Raw genomic sequence first — 21,139 nt, 5'->3', positions numbered from 1 at the left:
AGCTCCCTTCTGCTTCTGCCCCTTGCATGACTGGTCACAGACGGCCAGCGAAGGAAGAGAGAGGAGCTGAAGCGGAACAGGAAACCGAGCGAGGGAGAAGAAGATCACCCAGATTTTGGGAAAGGTACCTCGCCAGTCAGACAAGCAAAAGGAAGGGGGAGAGTAGCCCTTGGGCTACCTCCCCCTTCCTTTGCAGCTAGAGGCGACGGGATAGAAGAGAGGAGGTTTATCTGCTTCGCTTGTGATCACCACAGGCAGGGTGTCAGCGCTCGCTCACTCCCTCTGCGGCCCTCCATCCAGCGAGTACCTCTCATCTTCTTCCTCCTGGCAGAGCGGTCTCAAGGCCACCAGAACCTCTCTCCAGGCATAGCTAGCTAGGAGGTACTGCAGGGAACGCCATTGAGCGTGAAGCTGGTCGGCGGCGAGTTCGTCCCTGTCCAGGTCCCATTGAAGCCCGGTGCATTGCTCAGCGTCGTCCCCGGCGGGATCGTCCCGTTGTAAGACAGGTTCGTCACCGTCACCGTGCTCCCCGACTGGCTGAAGCTCCCGTTCCAGCCCTGCGTCACCGTCTGCCCGTTGGGGAAGGTGAACTTGAGCGTCCAGCCGTTGATCGTTGTCGTCCCCGTATTAGTGATGTTGATCATTGCTCCGAAGCCACCTGGCCACTGCCCCGTGATGACGTACTGCACCCGGCAGCTCAGACCCGCCACCGGCGTCGGACTCGGTGTCGGACTCGGCGTCGGGCTGGGCGTCGGGCTGGGCGTCGGCGTCACGGTCGGCCGCGGGGTCGGCGTCGGCGTCGGCGTGCTGGTAGCGGTAGCCGTCGGCGTCACAGTGGGCCGTGGGGTCGGCGTCGCTGTGGCCGTCGGCGTCACACCTGGAGTGCTGGTAGCGGTGGCCGTCGGTGTTGGTGTACCGGAGGACGAGGGTGGGAAGAGGATATCAACATCGGCCATCGCCATCGCGATGTCGGCCTGCGCCCAGAAGCGATGGTAATTGAAGGTCGGAGCGGGGCCGCCATTCAGGTAGGCCTGCACCTTGGGCCAGTTCGGGTCTTGTGTATACTTCGGGCGCTCCGTCAGGAAGGTCGTTGACGAGTTCAAGGTCGCGCCCTGGGCATTCTTACCGGTCCAGCCGGCAGGGATATACACAGAGTCGTTGAACTGGTTGTAATCGGTGCGCGTCTCGGGGTTGGAGATACCGATGCTATCCGAATAGTCGTTCCACATATCGTCTAGCAGCGTCTGGGCCAGCGTGCGCGAAGAGGTATCACCCGACTTCGCGGCGTAGAAGAGGAGGGTCTTGGCCAGAGCTGCCGTCACGCCCACATCCGAGGTCGTATCGACCACCGTCACATGCAAGTTGGTGTTGGGCACGGGGGTCGAATTGGCGGTCCAGTTCTGAGAGGGCTGGCCGCTCCAGTTCAGGGTTGAGGGGATCGAATAGGTGCCGTTCGAATTGACCGTAGTTACTGACTTGGCCCAGGCGACCCACTTATCGAGGATCGACTTGGCGGTCGCATTGCCGGTCACGTAGTAGTACTCGGCCAGGCGCTCCATCGACCAGGCCTGGAAGCCGAACCAGTTGTTGCTGGGAGGATCATGATAGACTGGCTCCCAGTCGTAGGCCATTCCATAGAAGGTTGGATCACCGGCGGGTGGTGTACCGTAATGGCCGTCCCAGCTATTGGTGGCGCCGCCGGCGATAGCGCCCTCGGCCGACTGCAGCCACTGGTAGAATTGTAGCTGGCGCTGCAGGCTGGTCGCCCAATCGCTGGGAGCGGTCGGCGATTTCGGCTCAAGCGCGGGGACGTTGCTCAAAGCCCAGGCGGCCAGGGGGTTCTGGTAGCCCTGATGAGCGGAGCTAGAGCCGATACGCCAGGCCCAGTTGCCAGCCGAAGGCAGCGCGCCGCCCCAGGCATAGTACCAGCCGAGCAGGTAGGTGGCGCTATTCTTGCCAGTGCCAGCCGGGCAGCTCGGGCTCTGGCAGCCCATCGTCTTAAAGTACTTATCGAAAAGGCTATAGCGCAGATAGTCGCCCATCTTGGCGGCCTCAGCGATCTGGGCCGAGATGGCGCTGGCCTGACCCTGAGCGCTGGCCCAGGTGTAGGCCCAGTAGGCGGCCTGGATCGTGCGCGCATCGGCATCAGGGGCATCGGTGTAGCGCCACTGCTGCTGATAGCTGCCGCCAGGTGCTGGCTTGTTGAAGAGGCTCAGGAAGCCGGTGCCGTCGTTGCTTCCCCAGGTGAAGGTCTCACACTCAGGATGGACCACCGTCTTCCAGACGGACTCGGATGAGCCGCGCTGGTAGGAGTTGATAAAGGATGGCTTGGTCGTGCCATCGCCGCAGTGGCCATAGCCGTACCAGTTATCGGTGTCCAACAGCCAGGGCATACCGTAGACGTCCGGCGTGCCATAGGTCTGCTGAAGCTCGTTGAAGAGGGGATCCTGTCCGACCGGCACGCTCGAATCGAGCTGGGTCGGATAGTCGGTAATATTGGGAGACTCCGGCGCATACTGAGCGGGGCTGCTGGGATTGTAGCCGCTGTTGGTCGGCTGATCAGCATGCGCTGGAATCATGTATTTGTCCATCGTCTGCCAGGCGTTGATGAAGGGCTGCCAGTTACCCGTCACCTCGCCGTAGGTCGCCTCCAGCCAGATCCAAAAGCTGAAGGTCTCCGAGGTCGTCTCGTGCCCGTAGTCGGGCGCCTCGACGATCAGCGTCTCAACTGAATGGTAGGGAATGCCCAGCGAGCTGAAGTAACCGTTCGCCGGGTTTTTGATCTCGTTGTAGAGCGTCAGAAAGCGTTGCGTGTAGACCGATGTGGCTTGGGCAGCACTGGCGCTCTGGTTGGCCGCTCGCGTCACTGCCAGCTGCTGGAGGCCAAGCACCCCTCCAACAAGCAGGGCGAGTAACACCAGCGCCAGCGACGCGGTGCGCAAAATCCTTTTACGATTCACACTAACCTCCTTGCTATCAGATCTGCACCGGAAATCTTCAATGGCAGGTCTTCTTGCTGCCCTCTTGCTCGCAAGTTACGGTGTGCATCGCTCGCTGCCTTCTGCTCGTTCTCCGAGACGAGAGCAGGCCGTTCCTTTCGGATCGGAAAAGCTCCGAGCAGCATACCTGCTCGCTCTCACCTCCTTTCGCACTCGAGACCCCCAGCCTCGCTGGTGGCCTCTCTGTTCCGTTGCTCCGTTTATCGGATCCTGCTGCTCTTCCCGCAACCGCTTACGTGACCGGTTACGGGAAGAGCGTATAAAAAAGGCAAACGACTACAGAGTGAACCTGTGGTACCCCTATTGTAGGAGAGTGGGCTGGTGGGGGACAACGGCAGCTACTAGGCAGCCTGTGAGCAGGTAGTAAGCGCCCCTGCTGCCGCGGCGGTTAGAGGGACGACCAGGGCCGTCGCCGGTGGTGAAGAAGGTCCCAATGGAGCAGGCAGTATGGAGGGAGCCGCTGCTATTCCCCATGTCTGGGGACAGGAACCTTTCTGGCACATAGGAGCTGGTTCTGTTCAGATCTGTTTAGTAGCTGTCTAGTAACTGCTCTGGTAGCGGAGGTCCCTGTCAGGTATAGTACTTTCTGTTCCCAAACTGTTCTATACAATACAAGGTCGGAAGGCGGCCCAGATCTCTCGCCGCCTATGGGCCGTGCCAGGGAGTGAACACGGCGTGCATGTTCAACACCAGTGGACTGTCCGATGAACGAAGAGTGACTGCTCCCCAGTTCTCTCACAGGCAGGTGCTCCGCTGCCTGGCGATGCTGGCGATCCTGAGCTGTCTGTTCATAACCGCGGCCTGTGGCGGTTCCGTCCAGGGGAGTACGGGAGGTTCGCAGGGCGCAGCCTCCGTCACGGCGACCAGCACCGCACCCGGTGCGACTCCGACCAGCGACGAGGCGACAGCGCCGCCTGCCCCGGCCTGGGATAGTGCTGACCTGCGTGTGCCTGGCAACTTTGTCCTGGTGCTTCCTCTTCAATTCACGCTCGCCCGAGGGGTGAGCATCAGCGATAGCGGCGTTACCCCCCTTGATGAGGGAACTATTCGCAATGAGATCACCGAGGAGCTGCGCCATCTGCTCTTTGTCATCGACAGTAGCAGCACCATGAAGATCTATAGTCCCGGGGTCACGCCGGTCACTGCCCACCTGGGGAGGGCCAGCAACGGTGGTCTGCAGATCAGCTACACGCAGAACGTCGATTCGCAGGCCGGTACTGTCTCCATTACCTTTGAGGGAACGCTGCTGAAAGACCAGCTCACCATTCACTACGAGCAATACTATAACCCCTCGGCCTTCATCAACGCCAATGCCAGCGACGTGGTTGTCACCCTCAGCGCGCACATCCGCTGGGTGGCGGCCTCCGAGATCCCAGCGGCTCCCAGAAATGGCGCCTATCATTTTGCCGCGGATGGGGCCATTGTTCTGACCTGGCAGAGTGGTCAACATGCGGTTGCCTACGAAATCTATCGCCAGATCTCCGATGTTGACCAGCAGTTCCGCCCCCTGGCGACTGTCAGCGCCACCTCCTACACTGATAGCTCCTCCCTGGCGCGCCAGAATCTCCATTCGATGAAAGGCATCGTCTATGCCATCTTCTCTGTTGGACCGACGGGCGTAGAGAATCCTGGTCCCATTGTGGTGGCCATTCCTGGCCAGGCTAGCCAGGGATAGCCAGGACCAGCGCCTGCACCTGCTTCGCCCCGGCCTGCAGAAGAGCCGAGGAGCAGGCTTCCAGCGTTGCTCCTGTCGTACAGACGTCGTCGATCAGCAGGACCGTGCGACCCCGCAGAACAGATTGGCTTTTCTGGGGCTGACAGCGGAAGGCGCCAGCCACATTCTGTTGGCGCTCGCTGGCCGAGAGCCTGGCCTGGGCGGCAGTGGCCCGTACGCGCTCTAGCAGTGAATGAGGAGAGGGCAAACCTAGCTCGCGGGCGCAGACGTCCGCCAGGAGACGAGCGTGATTGTAGCCTCGCTGGCACTCACGCTCGGCATGCAAAGGGACGGCGAGCACAAGGTCAGCCTGCAGATGGTGGCGACGATAGCTGGCGGCCAGCATCCTCCCGAGGAACGGGGCCAGGCGCGTGACCCCCTGATACTTCAGATGCTGGATGCAGGAGCGCAGCGGCTCCTCATAGAGTGCCACAGCCTGCAGCGCAAAGAGGCTGCTGGCGGAAGAACGGCAGTAACGGCAAAGGGAGATCCGGGAGGGAAGGGCACACCGGGCGCAGCGCTGCTCTTGCAGGTCGGCGATCGCTTGCAGACAGGCAGGGCAAAGAAGGCCCCCGCTGCGTCCGCAGCCGGCGCAGTCTGGCGGGAAAAGCAGATCGAGCAAGCGCTCTCTCCAATCAAGAAGGGACCATCGTTCTCGCAGGGGACCTCTCTCCTCTCCACAAAGGTGCCGACCGGTCGGGTCAGGCCGGGTTGCTGCCTGCCCTCCCTCTCCAGAGAGAGAAGGGCGCTGGCCACCTAGCCTCCAGAAAAGAGAGTAACCGCTCGGGCCGGATTGTGCAAGAAACGGGCGGCGTAAGAAGGTGGTGCTGGCGCTGCGATATGGTATACTGAAACCAGTCGTTATCATGCCTTATGGAAAGAGGGGTTTTGCTCGATGAGCGCACAGGAACAGCGGACTGCCACCACGGGCGCCGGCGCTCAGCCGACGTCAACGGCCGGGCAGCCGACGGAAGAGCGCCATGCTTTTGGCACGGCGAAGACCGAGAGCCTGCGAGATTCTGGCTGGTGGCGTCTTGCCATTCCGGCCTTTGTCATTCTGGCTTCTGTGGCCCTTTTCTTGGTGCCTCTCGTACTCTTGATCACCCTGTTGCTGACGACATCCTTCAGTTCAGACTCGGCGGCGGTGCACCAGGGGGTCCCTCTGGCCTGGCTCTGGATCACGATGATTGTGATCGAGGTTATAATCGCCGCCCTGATCGCCCGGGGACTGCTGAAGATCTTTCTCACCGATAGCTGGAACTATCGGGTCTGAAAGAGGGCGAACAACAATGGGCAGGAGCGTGTTCACTCGGCGCCCTGCCGGCGGTGGAGCGCCAGCCAGGAAGAAGCCGGAGTGCCCTCCTGCCCCGATGGTCCTCTTTGCCCTCCTGCCACCGTCCCACTGAGATCGGCGGGACTGCTTTCTTTCCCCCTTCGTCGCGCTCTGTGGCTGGGAGGGAGAAAGGTTCTCTTTTCTTCTCATTGCAGGAAAAGAAGGGCGAGGAGGCTCTTGACTTTTAGATGCGCTGTGGGTACACTCATTCTCAGACTTTCAGGCTTGCTGCAAAGGGTCAGGAAGCCCTGGCTCTTGAGGCTGGCCAGGTATGAATGGCCTGCACCTGCTCGACGTTGTGTCCTCCGCAATGAGGACATGATGTCTATTTGGCTAAGGTCGGCAGGCTGAAAGTCTCTTGGGGCGATTTGGACGCGCGGCTGAAATGCTCCCTCTGGGAAGCTGCCAGGAGGCGGGATATCCCGCTGCTCGGCTTGCAGCCTGTGATCTAGGTTCGATCGAGCGGACGCCCAGCCGCGCCGTCGATGGCGCCAGCAGAACCAGGCAGACATGCGCTGCAGGATCCGACGACTCTCGGCGGAGTAAGGTAGGTGGTAGCGGAGTGAACGAACGATCTGCAGGCCGTCTGAGTCGACTCGGCTTGTGAGTGCCTGCCCCTCTTTGGGAGCCGCGCCAGGTGAAGCGCAGGTGAAAGTCTCTGCCGCGGTGCCTGCCCTGAACCAAAACAGCAAGGTTCCAAGACAAGGATTGTATCGCCAGCTCGCTGGCGAAGAGTGTCGGCGCCTCCTGTTGGAGGCTGTCCCTGCCCTGAGTTGAACAGTATGGCCCAGACGCGGCCAGGCCCAAGGCGGCTGGAGCTAGCGGGTAAAGAAAACGCTCGATATGTCGGCTCAGGAGGCTTCTCACAGGAAGAGCCGCAGGCTCGCGGTTGAATCTGTCCCTGCGGCTATCTGCTCAGGGGGCCACGAGGCCAGCGAGCCGGATAAGCACAACAATGCAAAAGCTCCCTCCCTCGATGCGAGAGAGCGTCAATTTCAAGCCCAGTGCTGGAACCATGTACGGAAGTGACGCCTACGAGGAGGTCTACAGCAAGGAAGGCAACCCTCGTGAGGGTGCGCCAATGAGCAAGGTTCCCTCCTATCATCGATCACAGGGCCTGGCAGACCGGAAAACCCGGTGTCAGCTCTCTGTTTCCCCTGCTTTTTCTCCCGTTGTGACTTCTGTTTTTCTCCAGAAAGGCGAGGGTTCACTGTCTTGATGGTGTGAGGACGGTATGGGTCTGGCATTCACCATGCTGCTCGATTCCCCTGCCCCTATCTTTACTTTTACCAGGCTGGCTTTGGGTTCTGCTTTGAGAGGCGTTCTGTGCACAAGATGAAAGAGCCTGTGCTGACCGAGTGTCTTGTGTATTACACAGATAGCGTGCCAGGATCTCTAAGCGGCAGTCCCTGGCTCAATTCGTGCCAATCCCGTGTAGAGAGGAGGTGAGAGCGTGCGAGGAAAGCTGCGTGACAAGCGCGCTGACATGAAGCGCTCCCGCTTCAAATTCAAGCGGGAGCGCGAGCGCGAACTTGAGGGACGGCGTCGCCTCGTCAAGCGCGATTATCGCGATCTCGACGAGTGGCTGGACGAGGAGTTGGAAGAGGAGATGCTGGACCTGTCGGACGAAGAAGAGCAGTTCGACCAGGAAGGGGCCACGCGCTGAGATCGAAGAGGCGGCACTGGCCGGAATACAGCGACCTGTCTCTCCCCGAGGTGGAGTGCTGGCCGACTGACCTGACTGGAGGAAGAGAGAGAAACTGCCAGTGAGAAGGGAGAGGGATGAGCTGCATGCTGCTAAAGAGCATGAGGAACAGCTCTCTCTGCAAAGGCCTCTCCAGACAGACTCGGCTCGAGTCAGGCGGGGGCAGCGGCTCGCCCAGGATCGACTGCCGGCGGTGCCGTTTTTTTCTGGCTGTGCCGCGAGAGGGAGCGGGAACAAGCACAATCTGGCCGGCTGGTTGGCTGTGCTCCTGTCAGGCAGACGCCAAGGCGTCTTGATTGAAGCCAGGCTCGCTCAGGCGCTGACCAGCCTGTCCTGATCCCGCACAGTCCGCGCCCCTCTCGCGGCGGCTGAGGCTAGGGAATATCGATATTGGGGAAGAGACGCCGGGCGATGACCAGGCGCTGAATCTGGGCGGTACCCTCGAAGATGTCGAAGACCTTAGCGTCGCGGAACCATTTCTGAATCAGCAACTTCCGCTCGCTCTCCTCGCCCGGAGCCGTAATGCGCACCGCCGTGGCGGTGGCCTTCATCACCAGAGCGCCGGCGTAGGCCTTGCTCATGGAGGCCTCTTTTGAGTTAGGAATACGGCGGTCGGCCATCCAGGCAGCGCGCCAGACCAGGAAACGGGCCATCTCGATCTCCTGGCCCAGTTCCTGCAACTCTTCCTCCCAGGCGCGCCGTTTGTGGGCGGGATAGCCGGCAGGCAACTCCTCGCGGAGCCACTCGCAGGCCGCCTCGTAGGCAGCACGGGCGATGCCCACCGCCATAGCGCCCACCATTGGCCTGGTAGCGTCGAGGGTGCCCATCGCTGCTTTGAAGCCCTCCTTCTTTTCTCCACGTCCGGCGAGCAAGTTCTCCTTGGGAATACGACAGTTGTCGAAAATGAGTTCTGCCGTCTGGGAGGCGCGCAGACCCATCTTCTTCTCGATGCGACCCACGATCAGGCCCGGCGTACCTTTCGGGACCACGAAGGGGCGGATGCCTTCGCGCCCTAGCCGCTTATCGATTGTGGCGAAGGTCACGATCAGATCGGCGCGGGCACCGTTAGTAATGTAGTGCTTATGGCCGTTAATGACCCATTCATCGCCATCGAGGACGGCGGTGGTCGACATGCCGGCCACATCGGAACCGATGCCCGGCTCGGTCAGGGCCAGGGCGCCCCAGTGGAGCTGACCATCCAGATAGATGCCCAGGAAACGAGCCTGCTGTTCGGGTGTGCCCTGGGAGAGAATGGGGGGGGCTGCCAGGCCAGGTCCGGGGATAGCCGTGGCCAGAGCGGCATCGCCCCAGGCCATTTCCTCCTGCGAGATCACTGTCAGCAAGTTCTCCTGGCGAATGCCCTCATCCTGGCCGAAGGTCCGCGCCTGAGCTGCGGCGCCGCCCCAGTAACGGCGCTGCATATTCCAGAAAAACGACTCAGGAATCTCCTCGGTGCGGTCGCATTCCAGCGAGATCGGACGCATCTCCTCCAGAGCCACCTGGTGGGCGTAGTCGCGGGCCGCCTGTTGCGCTTTGCTCAGGGTAAAATCGATCATCGGGCATCACTCCATCGCGGCTGCATCGCGCATCCACATTTCGGCGGGGTGGTCCTGCATAAAGCCGGCGCCACCCATGACCTGAATCGCATCCGTTGTAGCTGCCTGAGCCATCTTAACAGCCTGTCTCTGAGCGCTCTCAGCCTCGCGGATCAGCCTCTCCTCGGCCTCCCCGCGGTCCCACGAGCAAGCGGCTCTCCAGGTGAGCAGGCGTGCGGCATCGAGCTTCATCGCCATCTCTGCAATGATAAAGGCGATGCCCTGGTAAGAGACGATGGGGCGGCCGAAGGCGATGCGTTCGCGAGCGTAGGCCGAGCAATATTCGAAGGCGGCGCGTGCTGTGCCGCAGGCGATAGCGGCGCGCAAGATCTGGTAGAGAGTCGCGGCGCGCACAACGCCTTGGCTGCCTGGCTCGCCAAGCAAGGAGCTGGCTGGTAGCTGGGCCTGATCGAAGCGATAGATGGCGCTGGGAGCGGCCTGGAGGCCAAGCTTCTCCTCTTCGGCCTGAGTACTCAGTCCCTCGAGAGAGCTGGGGAGCACGAAGGCGCAGAGCGTGCCCTCGGCGGCCCCCTCCTCATCCTCGCTCAGGCGGGCCAGCACCACGCGCAGATCGGCATGCTGGCCATGCACTACGTCGCGCTTGAGGCCGTTGAGAAGATAGCCCTCGTTGCTGCGGCGCGCTGGCAGGCGGACATCTGCCAGGGAATAGCCGCCGGTCTGCTCGGCGAAGGCCAGGCTGCCGCGCTGGAGGTAACCACTGGTGGCATCGCAGAAAGGAGGCAGGTAGCGCTCCTGTTGCTCGCGGTTGCCAGCCAGCCAGACCGTGAGCGGTCCCATCAGGGAGCCAATGATATTGAGCGCCAGCCCTGGATCGCCGTAAGCCAGCTCCTCGGCGATCAAGGTGTAGGTCACGGCTTCCAAAGGACCAGAGCCACCGTACTCTTCGGGAAAAGGTGAGGTCAGGCCAGTTTGCGCCAGGGCTAGCCGCAACTCTGTGCTACTGTCGTGCTCAGCCTCGGCCCGGCGGGCATGGGGCCGCAGGTAGTCGAGAGCGATGCTCTGTGCGAGCTTGCGAATCTCCTCCTGCTCTTCAGTTGGGGCGAAGTCGAGCATAGGCTAGATCCTTTCGATGATCGTGGCTGTCGCCATGCCATGACCAATGCACATGGTCTGCAGGCCGTAGCGTCCGCCGCGGCGCTGCAGCTCGTGAACGAGCGTGGTCATCAGGCGAGCGCCGCTGGCTCCCAGGGGATGACCCAGGGCGATGGCTCCGCCATTGACGTTGACGCGGCTCATATCGGGATCAAGCTCGCGGGCCCAGGCCAGTGGGACTGAGGCGAAGGCCTCGTTGATTTCCACGAGATCGATGTCGGCCAGGCGCAGACCAGCCTTCTTGAGGACCTTCTGAGTGGCAGGGATAGGGCCGCTGAGCATCAGCACAGGATCGACACCGGCTGTGGCCATAGCCACGATGCGCGCCAGGGGCTTGAGACCTAGCTCCTGAGCCTTGCTCTCGGACATCAGGAGGACAGCGGCGGCTCCATCGCTGATCTGGCTGGAGTTGCCGGCTGTGATGATGCCATCAGGCTTGAAGACGGTTTTTAGAGCGGCGAGCTGCTCTAGCGAGGTATTGGGGCGAATGCCCTGGTCGCTGGTCATGACCTCGCGGCTACCATCGGGCAGGGTCACCTCGATCGGCATGATCTCCTGCTTGAAGCGCCCCTCGGCCGTGGCGGCGGCGGCACGGCGATGGCTTTCCAGGGAGAAGGCGTCGGCCTCCTCGCGGGTGATGTGCCACTTCTCGGCCACCAGCTCGGCAGAAATGCCCTGGGGTACCAGCGGATAGCGCGAGATCAGCTTCTCGCTGAAGCTGGCGCCGGCTTTGTCTGAACCCATTGGGACGCGGCTCATGCTCTCGACGCCGGCAGCAATGGCGACATCGATCGTCCCCGCAATGATGGCCTGAGCGGCAAAGTGGATAGCCTGCTCGCTAGAACCGCACATGCGATTCACGCTGACGCCACAGGTCTCGACTGGGAAATCGGCGATGAGGGGAGCAACACGCCCAATGTTGAGGCCCTGCTCACCGATCTGGGTCACGCAGCCCATAATCACATCCTCGACAAGCCCTTTCTCTATCCCGGCTCGCCGCACAACCTCGGCCAGGGTCATTGCGGCCAGCTCGTCGGGACGAATGCCGGTGAGCTTCCCTCGGTCTGGCTTGCCGATGCCAATGGGCGTACGAACCGCTGCAACAATGACAGCTTCCTGGTGCTTCATGGTCCTTGCTCCTTTGCTTGCTGCCTCGTCTCTTGCCCGCTGCCCGCTGGGCAGTCGTCGCTGACGGTGGCAGTCGGGACAGACAATTACGCCTCCACTGGAGTTATTGTACGTGATCGGTGCGGATTTTTACTAGTAGCCAGCTAACAACAGCGCACCTGCTCTGGCCTGGCGCCCAAGAGCGGAGACGGAAGGGGGAGAGAGGAGCAGACAGGTGGCGGGACCTGGATGACTGATAGCGTGCTCTGGCCGGTCAGTCTGAGGCGAGCCTATTCCGAGAATGGCAGGCTCCACAGCCTTGCTGTCCGGGTCAGAAAAGGCTGCGGAGCCACTCCCTGCTCGGACTGGACTTTCTGCTGGCTGGCGGGCAGGCCCTGCAGTTGCAGTCAGAGGGCTGAGCTGCCCGCCTTGACCAGGCCTTCTTCGCTTGTGCCCTGGCCGGACGAGAGAGACCGCAGGCACGAAGGATGAAGAAGCCGGTTAGCTAAACTCGATCACGCCGCGGATGTTGCGCCCGGCAAGCAGATCCTCGTAAGCCTCGTTGATCTGGTCCAGCTTGTAAGTGCGCGTCACCAGCTCATCGAGCTTGATCTTGCCGCCCTCGTACATGCGCAGCAGCATAGGAATATCGTTGCGCGGCTGCGAATCCCCGAAGAGGGTTCCCATGAGGGTCTTCTGGTAGAGTACGAGGTTGAGGGGAGAGATGGGAATAGCCTGAGCCAGGAAGGGTGAGAGACCGGCCACAACCACGGTGCCGTTCTTGGCGGTGGCGTTGAATGCCTGGGCAATGGTCTCGGGCGTGGCAATGGCCTCGAAGGCGTAGTCGACGCCCACACCCCAGGTCAGTTCCAGAGCTTTATTGACGGGATCCTCCTGGCTGGCGTTGACGGTGTGGGTAGCGCCGAACTCCTTGGCCTTCTCCAGCTTGAAGTCGTGGATGTCGACCGCGATGATCATGCGGGCCCCGGCGATGGCCGCACCCTGGACGATGTTCATGCCAATACCGCCGCAGCCAATGACCATGACCGTGCTGCCGGGCCTGACGCGCGCCCGGTGGATGACGGAGCCGACCCCGGTGGGAACGCCGCAGCTCACAAGTACGGCCCTGTTCAAGGGATAGTAGTCGGCGATCTTGACCACCGACATGGCGGGCACAACGGTGTATTCGCTGAAGCTCCCGATGTAGCAGAATTGACCGATGTTGCCTTTCTCTCCATGCATGCGGAAGGTGCCGTCGAGCAAAGGCCCACTCAGCGTCCCCGCTCCCTTGTCGCAGAGGTTACTGTGGCCGGAAACGCAGGAAGGACAGCTACCACAGGCGGGAATGAAGCTCATCAGGACGTGGTCGCCCGGCTTCAGATCGCTGACACCAGGGCCGACTTGTTCGACGATGCCGGCCCCTTCATGGCCCAGGGCCATCGGCAGATAGGCTGGCAGGTCCCCTTTGACCACGTGGTAGTCAGAATGGCAGACGCCAGCGGCTACCATACGTATAAGCACTTCCTGCTCTTTGGGTGGGTCCAGTTCGATCTCTTCAACGCGAATGGGTGTCCCAGGTTCGTAGATGACGGCGGTTCTGGTTTTCATCGTTGAAGTCCTCTCCTCTCTTGGGAACGCTGAGAGCCTCGGGCCAGCACGACGCCCGGACTGGCTACCCAAGTCGGCAACAAATACAATCATCCATAAGTATACTGGAAAAGATGCTTGTTTCACAATGTAGCTTTGGCGCAATAGCTCGATAACTTTGGGCTTGCTCACAGCTGGCCCCTCTTTCTCGACTTGCACCCGGTCTCCGCATATTGTATACTGCTATGATCTCACTTGCTTTTATTTTGTAAGTAAGATAAGCCGGAAAGGAGAGAGGGGAGGGCGGGCCGAGCCGGGCCAGGATGCTACCGGCATGCTGATTGGTGCTCAAAAGACAGCGAGGCGGCAGTCTTATCTGGAGTTCAAGACAAGAGGAGAGAACGGCTCGAAAGGAGGAAAGGCACGGCGCAGCAGCTCGGGACCGTGCGCTAGTCATGAAGAAGCAAGAAGAGAATGGGCGCCCTGGCGGGCCTGTCCTGCCTGCCAGGACGCGCGTCGGTTTTTTGGCCTTGACGGTCGCTCATCTGGAGGAGGAAGAGCGCTTCTACGAAGAGGTGCTCGGTTTTCGCCTTCTCGACCGGAGCCAGCGGCGGGTCTGGCTGGGCGCTGCTGGCCCAGAGGATCAGGGGGAAAAGGCGAGGGTCCCCAGGCAGCCGCTGCTGCTCCTGATGGAACAGGCGGAGGCGCCACGGCCCCCCTCCTGGAGTACTGGTCTCTATCATTTCGCCATTCTGCTTCCCTCGCGACCGGCCCTCGCGCGCTCTCTGGCTCAGCTCGCGGCCAGCCGCTATCCCCTTGATGGCTATGCTGACCATCTCGTCAGTGAGGCTCTCTATCTCTCTGATCCCGAGGGCAATGGCATCGAGATCTATTGCGATCGCCCGCGCGAGACCTGGCGCTGGCAGAACGGACAGGTTGTGATGGCCAGCGATCCTATCGATCTGCGGGCCATGCTTACTGAGGGACAGAGGGAGCTGGAGCAGCATCCCTGGCAGGGCTTACCCGTGGGCACCACCCTGGGTCACGTGCACCTGCGGGTTGCCGATCTGCGTCAGGCTGAGAGCTTCTATCACCAGATACTTGGCTTTTCGATCACCGCCCGTATGCCGGGAGCGCTCTTTGTTGCGGCGGGCGGCTATCATCATCACCTTGGCCTGAATACCTGGGAGAGCCGCGGTGCTCCGCCACCATCCGAAGGCAGTCTTGGCCTGCGCCTCTTCTCGATTGAGTTGCCAACCCAGCAGGATGTTGAAAGGGTCGCTGAGCGGCTGGAAGATGCACGCTGGCCATTTGTGCGCCACGGTGAAGCGCTGGCGGTGCGTGATCCCTGGCGTCATCTGCTCCTGCTAGCGCGCCAGGGATGGTTCCGGCCCGAGAGGCTGGAGGGCTGGCTCTACTAGCAGCTCTGGGGGGCAAATCGATGGGAGAGAAAGCGCACATGCGCGTAGCCTACCCAGGCGTGGCGGAGCAGTCTATGAGATGGTCTGGCCTGTTACCGGTCCATATGCGGCCTGGCGCCTCGTCGAGACTCCCTGGCTCCTCTGCAACCAACGGTTAAACGTTAAACGAGCGGAGAGCACCTGGAAGGTCCCGCTTCCCGCTACCGGTCCACACTGGCGCACTTCGACCCAAGATGGGGGGAGTGCGCCTTGTGCTGTGGCAAGGCCTTAGAGCATCAAGGTCTATCCTGGGGCTTGACCTGATAGCTCTCTATGAGCTGCTGGTAAGGCTGCTGCGGTGACCGCCTTCGTGTTCGCTGTCTGCCCTGCCCGCGAGAAGGTCCCTCTCTGGAGAAGGGCAATAGCTGAGCTGATCGTGTCTAGCGAGTCAGATAGCCGGCGTCGACCGGTAGGGCGCAGCCCGTTAAATGCCGTGCCTCGTCGGAAGCCAACCAGAGCACGGCGGCACTGACATCCTCGGGTGGCAGCAAATTGCGGTCGCTAAAGAGATTCATCTGGTTCATCTGGCTCACCATGTGCTCGTACGTCGCCTGGGGACCGGGGCCGCCGGCGAAAAGATCATAGAGCGCCTGGTTGAGGCACATTGTGGTGGCAACGCTGGTGGGGCAGACTGCGTTGACATTGATATTGTAAGGAGCCAGCTCGCGGGCCAGGGTCTTCACCAGCCCGATCACGCCGTGCTTGGCGGCCACATAATGAGCCAGATGGTCCATGCCCCGAAAGCTGGCGGTTGAACCGATGCAGATAATCTTGCCCTGGCGGCGCTCCAACATCTGAGGGATAGCCACCTTGCAGGTAATCCAGACACCCTTGAGATCGACATTGATTGTCTCGTCCCACTGCTCTTCGGTCATCTGCCAGCTCAGAGCGAACGAATAGAGTCCGGCGTTGGCCACCACCACATCGATCGGTCCCAGCTCGCGGCGAGCGCGCTCGGCCAGGGCCTCCATCGCAGGGAGGTTCGTCACATCGACCTGAGCGGCAATGACAGGGCGTCCCAGGGCCTCGATCTCCCTTGCCAGGGCGCTCAGCTCCTCGGGGCTGGCCAGGGGGTAGGGGACTGTGCGATATTGCCGGCAGGCATCGCAGAGGACCAGGCGAGCCCCTTCACGCGCAAAGGCCAGAGCATGCGCGCGGCCCATACCGCGCGCCGCACCCGTGATCAGAACCACGCGCTCGGAGAAGCGCCTCCGGACTGCTGGGTTAGTAGACTCCGCAGATGCCATCGATCGTGAAGTCCTCGATGATCAGCTCTTCCTCAAACTCCTCCTCCTCTTCTCCCTCTGGCTCCATCTCCCTCTCGGCTGCAGTCTCCGCAGACCGCTCATGCTCATGGGAGAAAGCCAGGACTGGCTCCTCCTGCAGACCAGGGGCTTGCTCTGTCTGGAAGGGCCACCGATCATGCTCAAAAAGGGACTCCATAGTTGCTGTTGCTCCTTCCTGAGGTGGCTTGATGAGAGGTCGTAGTCCGAGGAAGATGAGAAGCGTCTGCTCGGTTGCCGAAGGCCACTGGCGACCTCTGTTTCTCCTTGTGGCCAGCCTGCTTCTCTCACCTCTGATAGTCAAGGATACCATCCTTGGGGGACGGCTGGCAAGGTCAGGCGGCCTCAAAAGTGCCGGCCACCGAGGCAGGTCTTCCGGCTTGCTGAAAGGAAGGCCCTGCGTCTGGTCGCGAGTTTTTCTCACCAGCCAGGCGCAGGGCCTCGCTGCGCTAGTCTACGTGCGGTGGGACCGCGGCCACGCGGCTAGGTCCACAACCCGTGCTGTGTGCAGTAGGGCACCGAAGGATCGGCGGGCGCCGGCTGTTGCAGCTTCAGGACGCTGGTATAGATGTCGTTGTACATGGCGGCCACCGCGGGACCATTAACGTTGGCTCCCTCGCCAGCGTTCTCGCGCATGCTCACGATTGTCAGGCGCGGGTCCTGATAAGGAGCCTGGGTCATGAGCCAGCCGTGGGCTCCCTTGCCGCCGCCTACCTGGCCGGTGCCGGTCTTGGCGATAATATTCCAGGGCGAGTTGTACAGCTCTGGGATAATCGAGCCGGAGCCGCAGCGCACCACCCCATACATCGCCTCGCGAGCGGCGCTGGCTGTCTGATCCGAAATCGGCGTTCCCAGCGTCTGAGACGACATAGATTTAATGATCGTGCCGTCCGGTGCCTGAATGCGCGAGACCAGCATCGGACGCATGAGCTGACCATTGTTAGCGATGGCGTCGTCGATCAGCGAAATGAGCATGGGCGTCACAAGGTCGACACCCTGGCCAAAGGAATTTTCCGCCAGCAAGTTTGGGGGCAGTTGCCCGTTGGCCGGAAGGACCGAGCTGCGGGCCACGGGCAGATCAAAGGGTATATCCTGGCCCACGTAGAAGCGTTTGTTGTATTCCAGCCAGGTGTCGGCCCCGAGCTTAGAGCCGATAACGGCGAACATCACGTTATCCGAGTGGGAGAAACCCATATTCATGCTCACCGGGAAGGTGCGCGCGTAGCTGGCATGGTAGATGTTGCTCAGCTGGGGGGCGAAAACCTCGCCACCGATGGTCACCGGGCCCACGGCGTGCTGGTAATCGAACGAAGGAGTATTGAGCTGGTAAGTGCCCGTGTCCAGGGCGGCCAGCAGGGTCAAGGCCTTATAGACCGAGCCAGGCACGTACTGACCCTGAATCGGGCGCTCTAGAAGCGGAGCATCGGGGTTGCGCAGCAACTGGTTATAGTAGGCCAGATCGCCAGCGGCCACACGGTTACTATCGTAGGTTGGGCGCGTCACCATGGCCAGGATCTCGCCCGTGTGCGGATCGGTGACAATCACGGCGCCGCGATTGGTGGCGAAGACATTCTCATTGTCGATCTTTAGCTCTGGCACCGCCGGGTTATAGCTTGGCGCATATTTGTCGAAATCGCGCTCGACGATCTTCTGAATGCGTGTATCGATTGTGAGGTAGATGTTGTCACCCACCGGGGGGCGGTGCAGGATCAGATTGAGATTATTGGTCAGCTCCGTTAAACCGGCCCGCCCACTCAAGTAGTCGTCAAAAGCGTGCTCGATTCCTGTCGAGTTGAAGAGGGGGCTGATGTAGAAGCCAATCAAATTGGCGAGCGAAGGCATGCCATCGAGGTAGTAATGGCGCTGGTAGCCGCAAAGCGCCCCCTTGTAGGGATTGTTGGGGTCGATCGGCTTGGACTCGGCCAGCAGCACCCCGTTGCGGTCATAGATCTTGCCACGAACCGGGGCGTGATCCTTCATGCACTGGCGAATGTTATGGATGTTGGCAGTGACCTGTTGAGCAACCGCCACCTGCCAATAGACAAGCCCCAGGCTCAGCCCGAGGAAGAGCACGATGAAGATCTGGTTGAGACGGCGTATGGCCGAATGGATATTCATGACGTTCGATCCTTGCGTCTATCTCGGAACAGTTTTTGTGCTCTCTTGCCTGTTGTGTCTCTTCTATCGATCCTTCTGGCCGTTGGTTAAGGTCCAGGCAAGTGTAGCACGCAGCGTCTTGCCTGCCAAGTGCTCTAGCTAACAAAGGGGGCTGTTGATAGGACTGCCAATCGGACAAGAGCCTTCGCGGTCCCCCTAGAGTATCTAACGCTTCGGACCCGTGGCCTTGACGCTGGGATAGATCTCTGAGTATGCTTCCTCTGTATACTATACTCGCTGCGTTGGCGCGCAGCAGGTTGGCTGGCCTGGGAACTGACTCTTGGTCCCTGGCCGCCAGGTAAGTGAGCAGGCAAGTTATCTGGTCTCCTGACCAGAGAGAAGGACAGCGATGACCACGACAGGGCCTTCCACAGGCTACCGCTATCGTCTGCCGCCCGAGGTAAAGGTTCGGCGCGAGGCCTTTGGCGGTATTCTCTACAAATACGGCTGCACCGAGCGAGGCGCGCTTTCGTTCATTAATTCTCCACGCCTCATCGACCTGCTGCTTGTAGCTCGAGAGCGCTTTGCCGGTGATCTCAGCGCGGCCATTGAGCGCGAGGTCTCCTCTGCCGGTGCCAAAGTCCGCCTCCTGGCGGCCCTCGATGAGCTGGTGAAGCGCGGCTATCTGGAGGCTGAGAGCGTGGCGACAACGGCAACGGCCCCTGAGAGAGCAGCGCCTGAGTAAGGCGAGCGCATCCAGACGACCGCTATCTCTTTCATCTGGGAGGGGCGGCAAGGATAGCCGCCGGCAGTTACAGCCAACCGGGCAGAGTACCTGTAAAGGAGCAGAGGGCATGACCCAGTTCGTACAGTTTCTTGGGCGGCGCCGTGAGTGGGCTGAGAGCCAGGAGCGGCCAGAGCCAGGCGCTCTTCATCCTCTGGCCAGAGCCGCTTTTGCCGAGACCGGCAATTCGCTCGCGCCGGCGCGGACCCGTGGCTCGCAGCGTTTCCTGCAGGGAGGACTCTCGGCGCCGATCACGGTGACCTGGGAGATCACGGCTGCCTGCAATCTGGCCTGTGTCCATTGCCTGTCGTCTTCGGGGAAGCGCCGTCCTCGTGAGCTGACGACAGAGCAGGCTCTATCTCTGGTTGATGAGTTAGCCGCCATGCAGGTTTTCCAGATCCACTTTGGGGGCGGCGAGCCGTTCATGTATCCGGGCATCTGGCGTGTATTGGAGCGCTGCCGTGAGCGTGAGCTGGTGATGTGTGTCAGCACGAATGGCACGCTGATCACGCCGGAGCGCGCCCGACGCCTGGCGGCCCTGGAGCCGATCTATTTTCAAGTCAGCCTGGATGGTGGCACTCCCGAGACCAATGATCGTATTCGAGGGCAGGATGCTTTCCGGCGAGCGATGCGGGGCCTGGAACGGCTGGCTGCTGAGGGCCTGAGCCTGACCGTCAATAGCGTTCTGACGCGCTATAGCTTCCCTGAGCTGGATCGCCTTTATGCCATTGCGCTCAGCTTTGGCGCCAGACTGCGTGTGACGCGCCTGCGTCCATCTGGCCGCGGTCAGACGGTCTGGGCAGAGTTGCATCCCACGCGCGAGCAGTATCGCGACTTCGTGGCCTGGCTGCATGAGCATCCCGACGTCCTGACTGCCGATTCGTTTTTCCACCTCAATGCCTTCGGGGAGCGCCTGGCGGGTCTGGATATGTGCGGTGCGGCCACTGCCACATGTTGTATCTGCCCCGAGGGGGAGGTTTACCCCTGCGCCTTCTTCCAGACGCCGGAGTTTGAGGCCGGCAATCTGCATGAGCAGAGCTTTCAGGAGATCTGGCGCCACTCCCCGGTCTTTGCTTTCTATCGCCAGATGGGGGCTGGTGCCTGCGGCGGCTGTGCGCGCTACGACCTCTGTCATGGCGGCTGTCCGGCCACCAAGTGGTTCGTCCAGCGCAGCCTGCGGGTGCCCGATCCCGAGTGCGTTCTGACTGACGACTCCGCTCGCTCGGAGCCTGGCCTGCGGCAGGTGCCCAGCGACTCAGTCCCCGCTGCTCCTCCGTGCTCAACGCTATCAACACGGGCCTGTGCTCTTCAGGAAGGGGTCTGATGAGCTGATCGCGGAGCGCGGTGGCTGCCGCTGGGCGACGAGGGGCGGCGAGGATAGGGGTCACCAGGGTCAGGCTGGGGAAACAGGTTGCTAGCCGGCAGCGGGCGGGTCAGGCACCGCCTTGGGGGAGCGGAGCGGTACCGGTTGAGAAAGCTTACAGGCTGGTTGCCATCTTTCCTCTTGCGCGGCTGGTCCAGGCCCGCCCCTGCCTGGCTAGCGGTGCTCCAGGCTCTGGAGAAAGGTCAGCACGGCGCGGTTGAAGGTCTCCGGGCGTTCGAGGTTCAGCATATGGCGTGCGCCCCGAATGACGACTTTCCTGGCATCGATAATGCCCGCCTCGAGCAGATCGGCCTGAGCCTGCAGCTCCAGCGAGTCGGCGTCTCCGATCAGGATCAGCGTCGGCTGGCGGATATCGGCCAGACGCCGCAAGGCGGGTGGATGAAGCTGCTGGCGGGGAGCGGGATCCAGATAGTGCACAAAGCTGTAGTCGCGCAGTAGCTCGCGGTAGCGCCGCGCCGCTTCAGGATACTCGTCCTCGTGCGGCATCGCCGGATCATTGGCCCATAGCTCGTAGAGCTGCTCCTTGTTCCCGGCGCGGGCGGCTGCGGCGATGCGCGCACCGCGCTCCAGCGTTTCGGGCGTATAGTTATCGTAGCCGCTGATGTCGGCGGCGGCCAGAATCAGAGCATCGACCATTTCGGGATGGGTGAGAGTGAAATCGATGGCCACCCTGCCGCCCAGGGAGAGGCCCAGCAAGTAGGCATGGTCGATGGCCAGATCGCTCAGGACGTCGTAGAGATCGCGGACATCCGAATACTCAACGTTGCCCATAGCTGAGCGACCGAAGCCGCGCAGGTCGTAGCGCACCACTTCGTAGTGGCGAGCGAACTCCATGAACTGCGGATCCCAGACGCGGTGGTCAAGCAGACCACCGTGGAGCAGAACCAGCGGATGCCCACGTCCTGCAACTTCGTAGTAGAGCCTGGTTCCACGAGCCTCGATGAAGCCCCATTCTGGTTGTAGTCTTCCTGTCATGGG

Annotated in this window: 16 protein-coding genes; 6 read left to right on the top strand and 10 right to left on the bottom strand. The window is 61.4% G+C overall.

Features of this window, described 5'->3' with window-relative positions:
* Positions 1-374 precede the first annotated feature (374 nt).
* Entirely contained in the window at positions 375-2,960 is a 2,586-nt protein-coding gene (locus ACFMO7_RS14025) for a glycoside hydrolase family 48 protein (protein ID WP_376796112.1), read from the bottom strand.
* Positions 2,961-3,678: 718 nt separating this feature from the next.
* On the opposite strand from ACFMO7_RS14025, the gene ACFMO7_RS14020 reads away from it, so the two are divergent.
* A complete protein-coding gene (locus tag ACFMO7_RS14020) occupies positions 3,679-4,674 on the top strand; it encodes a hypothetical protein (protein WP_376796111.1) in 996 nt (331 codons plus the stop codon).
* On the opposite strand, the gene ACFMO7_RS14015 is transcribed toward ACFMO7_RS14020, so the two are convergent.
* Positions 4,661-5,335, bottom strand: a complete 675-nt coding sequence (locus tag ACFMO7_RS14015) for a ComF family protein (protein WP_376796110.1) — start codon at positions 5,333-5,335, stop codon at positions 4,661-4,663. The two genes, ACFMO7_RS14020 and ACFMO7_RS14015, sit on opposite strands and share 14 nt — an antisense overlap.
* A gap of 273 nt (positions 5,336-5,608) precedes the next feature.
* Here ACFMO7_RS14015 and ACFMO7_RS14010 point away from each other — a divergent pair, with 273 nt between their 5' ends.
* Together ACFMO7_RS14010 and ACFMO7_RS14005 are read left to right on the top strand one after the other, a co-directional pair.
* Positions 5,609-5,986, top strand: a complete 378-nt coding sequence (locus ACFMO7_RS14010; RefSeq protein WP_376796109.1) for a hypothetical protein — start codon at positions 5,609-5,611, stop codon at positions 5,984-5,986.
* 1,513 nt (positions 5,987-7,499) lie between these two features.
* A complete protein-coding gene (locus ACFMO7_RS14005) occupies positions 7,500-7,712 on the top strand; it encodes a hypothetical protein (RefSeq protein ID WP_376796108.1) in 213 nt (70 codons plus the stop codon).
* A 413-nt stretch (positions 7,713-8,125) separates the two neighbouring features.
* Here the strand turns inward: ACFMO7_RS14005 and ACFMO7_RS14000 are convergent, their stop codons facing one another.
* From ACFMO7_RS14000 to ACFMO7_RS13985, 4 genes are all read right to left on the bottom strand, one after another.
* A complete protein-coding gene (locus ACFMO7_RS14000) occupies positions 8,126-9,307 on the bottom strand; it encodes an acyl-CoA dehydrogenase family protein (protein WP_376796107.1) in 1,182 nt (393 codons plus the stop codon).
* Positions 9,308-9,313: 6 nt separating this feature from the next.
* Positions 9,314-10,420: an acyl-CoA dehydrogenase family protein gene (locus ACFMO7_RS13995; protein ID WP_376796106.1), complete on the bottom strand. Its 1,107-nt coding sequence runs from the start codon at positions 10,418-10,420 to the stop codon at positions 9,314-9,316.
* A gap of 3 nt (positions 10,421-10,423) precedes the next feature.
* Positions 10,424-11,587 (bottom strand): thiolase family protein, encoded by a 1,164-nt coding sequence (locus tag ACFMO7_RS13990; RefSeq protein WP_376796105.1) that lies wholly within the window; start codon positions 11,585-11,587, stop codon positions 10,424-10,426.
* Between the two features lie 480 nt (positions 11,588-12,067).
* Entirely contained in the window at positions 12,068-13,174 is a 1,107-nt protein-coding gene (locus ACFMO7_RS13985) for a Zn-dependent alcohol dehydrogenase (RefSeq protein ID WP_376796104.1), read from the bottom strand.
* A gap of 434 nt (positions 13,175-13,608) precedes the next feature.
* Here ACFMO7_RS13985 and ACFMO7_RS13980 point away from each other — a divergent pair, with 434 nt between their 5' ends.
* Complete coding sequence (locus ACFMO7_RS13980) at positions 13,609-14,574, top strand: VOC family protein (RefSeq protein WP_376796103.1); 966 nt, start codon at positions 13,609-13,611, stop codon at positions 14,572-14,574.
* 419 nt (positions 14,575-14,993) lie between these two features.
* On the opposite strand, the gene ACFMO7_RS13975 is transcribed toward ACFMO7_RS13980, so the two are convergent.
* The 3 genes from ACFMO7_RS13975 to ACFMO7_RS13965 form a co-directional block, all read right to left on the bottom strand.
* Positions 14,994-15,860 (bottom strand): mycofactocin-coupled SDR family oxidoreductase, encoded by an 867-nt coding sequence (locus ACFMO7_RS13975; RefSeq protein ID WP_376796102.1) that lies wholly within the window; start codon positions 15,858-15,860, stop codon positions 14,994-14,996.
* The gene (mftA, locus tag ACFMO7_RS13970; protein ID WP_376796101.1) at positions 15,838-16,056 is read right to left on the bottom strand and encodes a mycofactocin precursor MftA; all 219 of its coding nucleotides are present in this window, start codon (positions 16,054-16,056) and stop codon (positions 15,838-15,840) included. The genes ACFMO7_RS13975 and mftA overlap by 23 nt, the downstream gene beginning before the upstream one ends.
* 323 nt (positions 16,057-16,379) lie before the next feature.
* Positions 16,380-18,014: a penicillin-binding transpeptidase domain-containing protein gene (locus ACFMO7_RS13965; RefSeq protein WP_376796100.1), complete on the bottom strand. Its 1,635-nt coding sequence runs from the start codon at positions 18,012-18,014 to the stop codon at positions 16,380-16,382.
* 388 nt (positions 18,015-18,402) lie between these two features.
* Between ACFMO7_RS13965 and mftB the strand changes: the two genes are divergently transcribed.
* Both mftB and mftC read left to right on the top strand, forming a co-directional pair.
* Positions 18,403-18,738, top strand: a complete 336-nt coding sequence (mftB, locus tag ACFMO7_RS13960; protein ID WP_376796099.1) for a mycofactocin biosynthesis chaperone MftB — start codon at positions 18,403-18,405, stop codon at positions 18,736-18,738.
* Between the two features lie 109 nt (positions 18,739-18,847).
* The gene (gene mftC, locus ACFMO7_RS13955; RefSeq protein ID WP_376796098.1) at positions 18,848-20,101 is read left to right on the top strand and encodes a mycofactocin radical SAM maturase; all 1,254 of its coding nucleotides are present in this window, start codon (positions 18,848-18,850) and stop codon (positions 20,099-20,101) included.
* A gap of 213 nt (positions 20,102-20,314) precedes the next feature.
* Here mftC and ACFMO7_RS13950 read toward each other — a convergent pair whose 3' ends face one another.
* Entirely contained in the window at positions 20,315-21,136 is an 822-nt protein-coding gene (locus tag ACFMO7_RS13950) for an alpha/beta fold hydrolase (RefSeq protein ID WP_376796097.1), read from the bottom strand.
* Positions 21,137-21,139 lie beyond the last annotated feature (3 nt).

Origin of the sequence: Thermogemmatispora sp., assembly GCF_042408735.1 — a bacterium.
Classification (GTDB): domain Bacteria; phylum Chloroflexota; class Ktedonobacteria; order Ktedonobacterales; family Ktedonobacteraceae; genus Thermogemmatispora.
The sequence above is the reverse complement of the archived record's forward strand: the minus strand, read 5'-3'. Positions and strand labels throughout refer to the sequence as shown.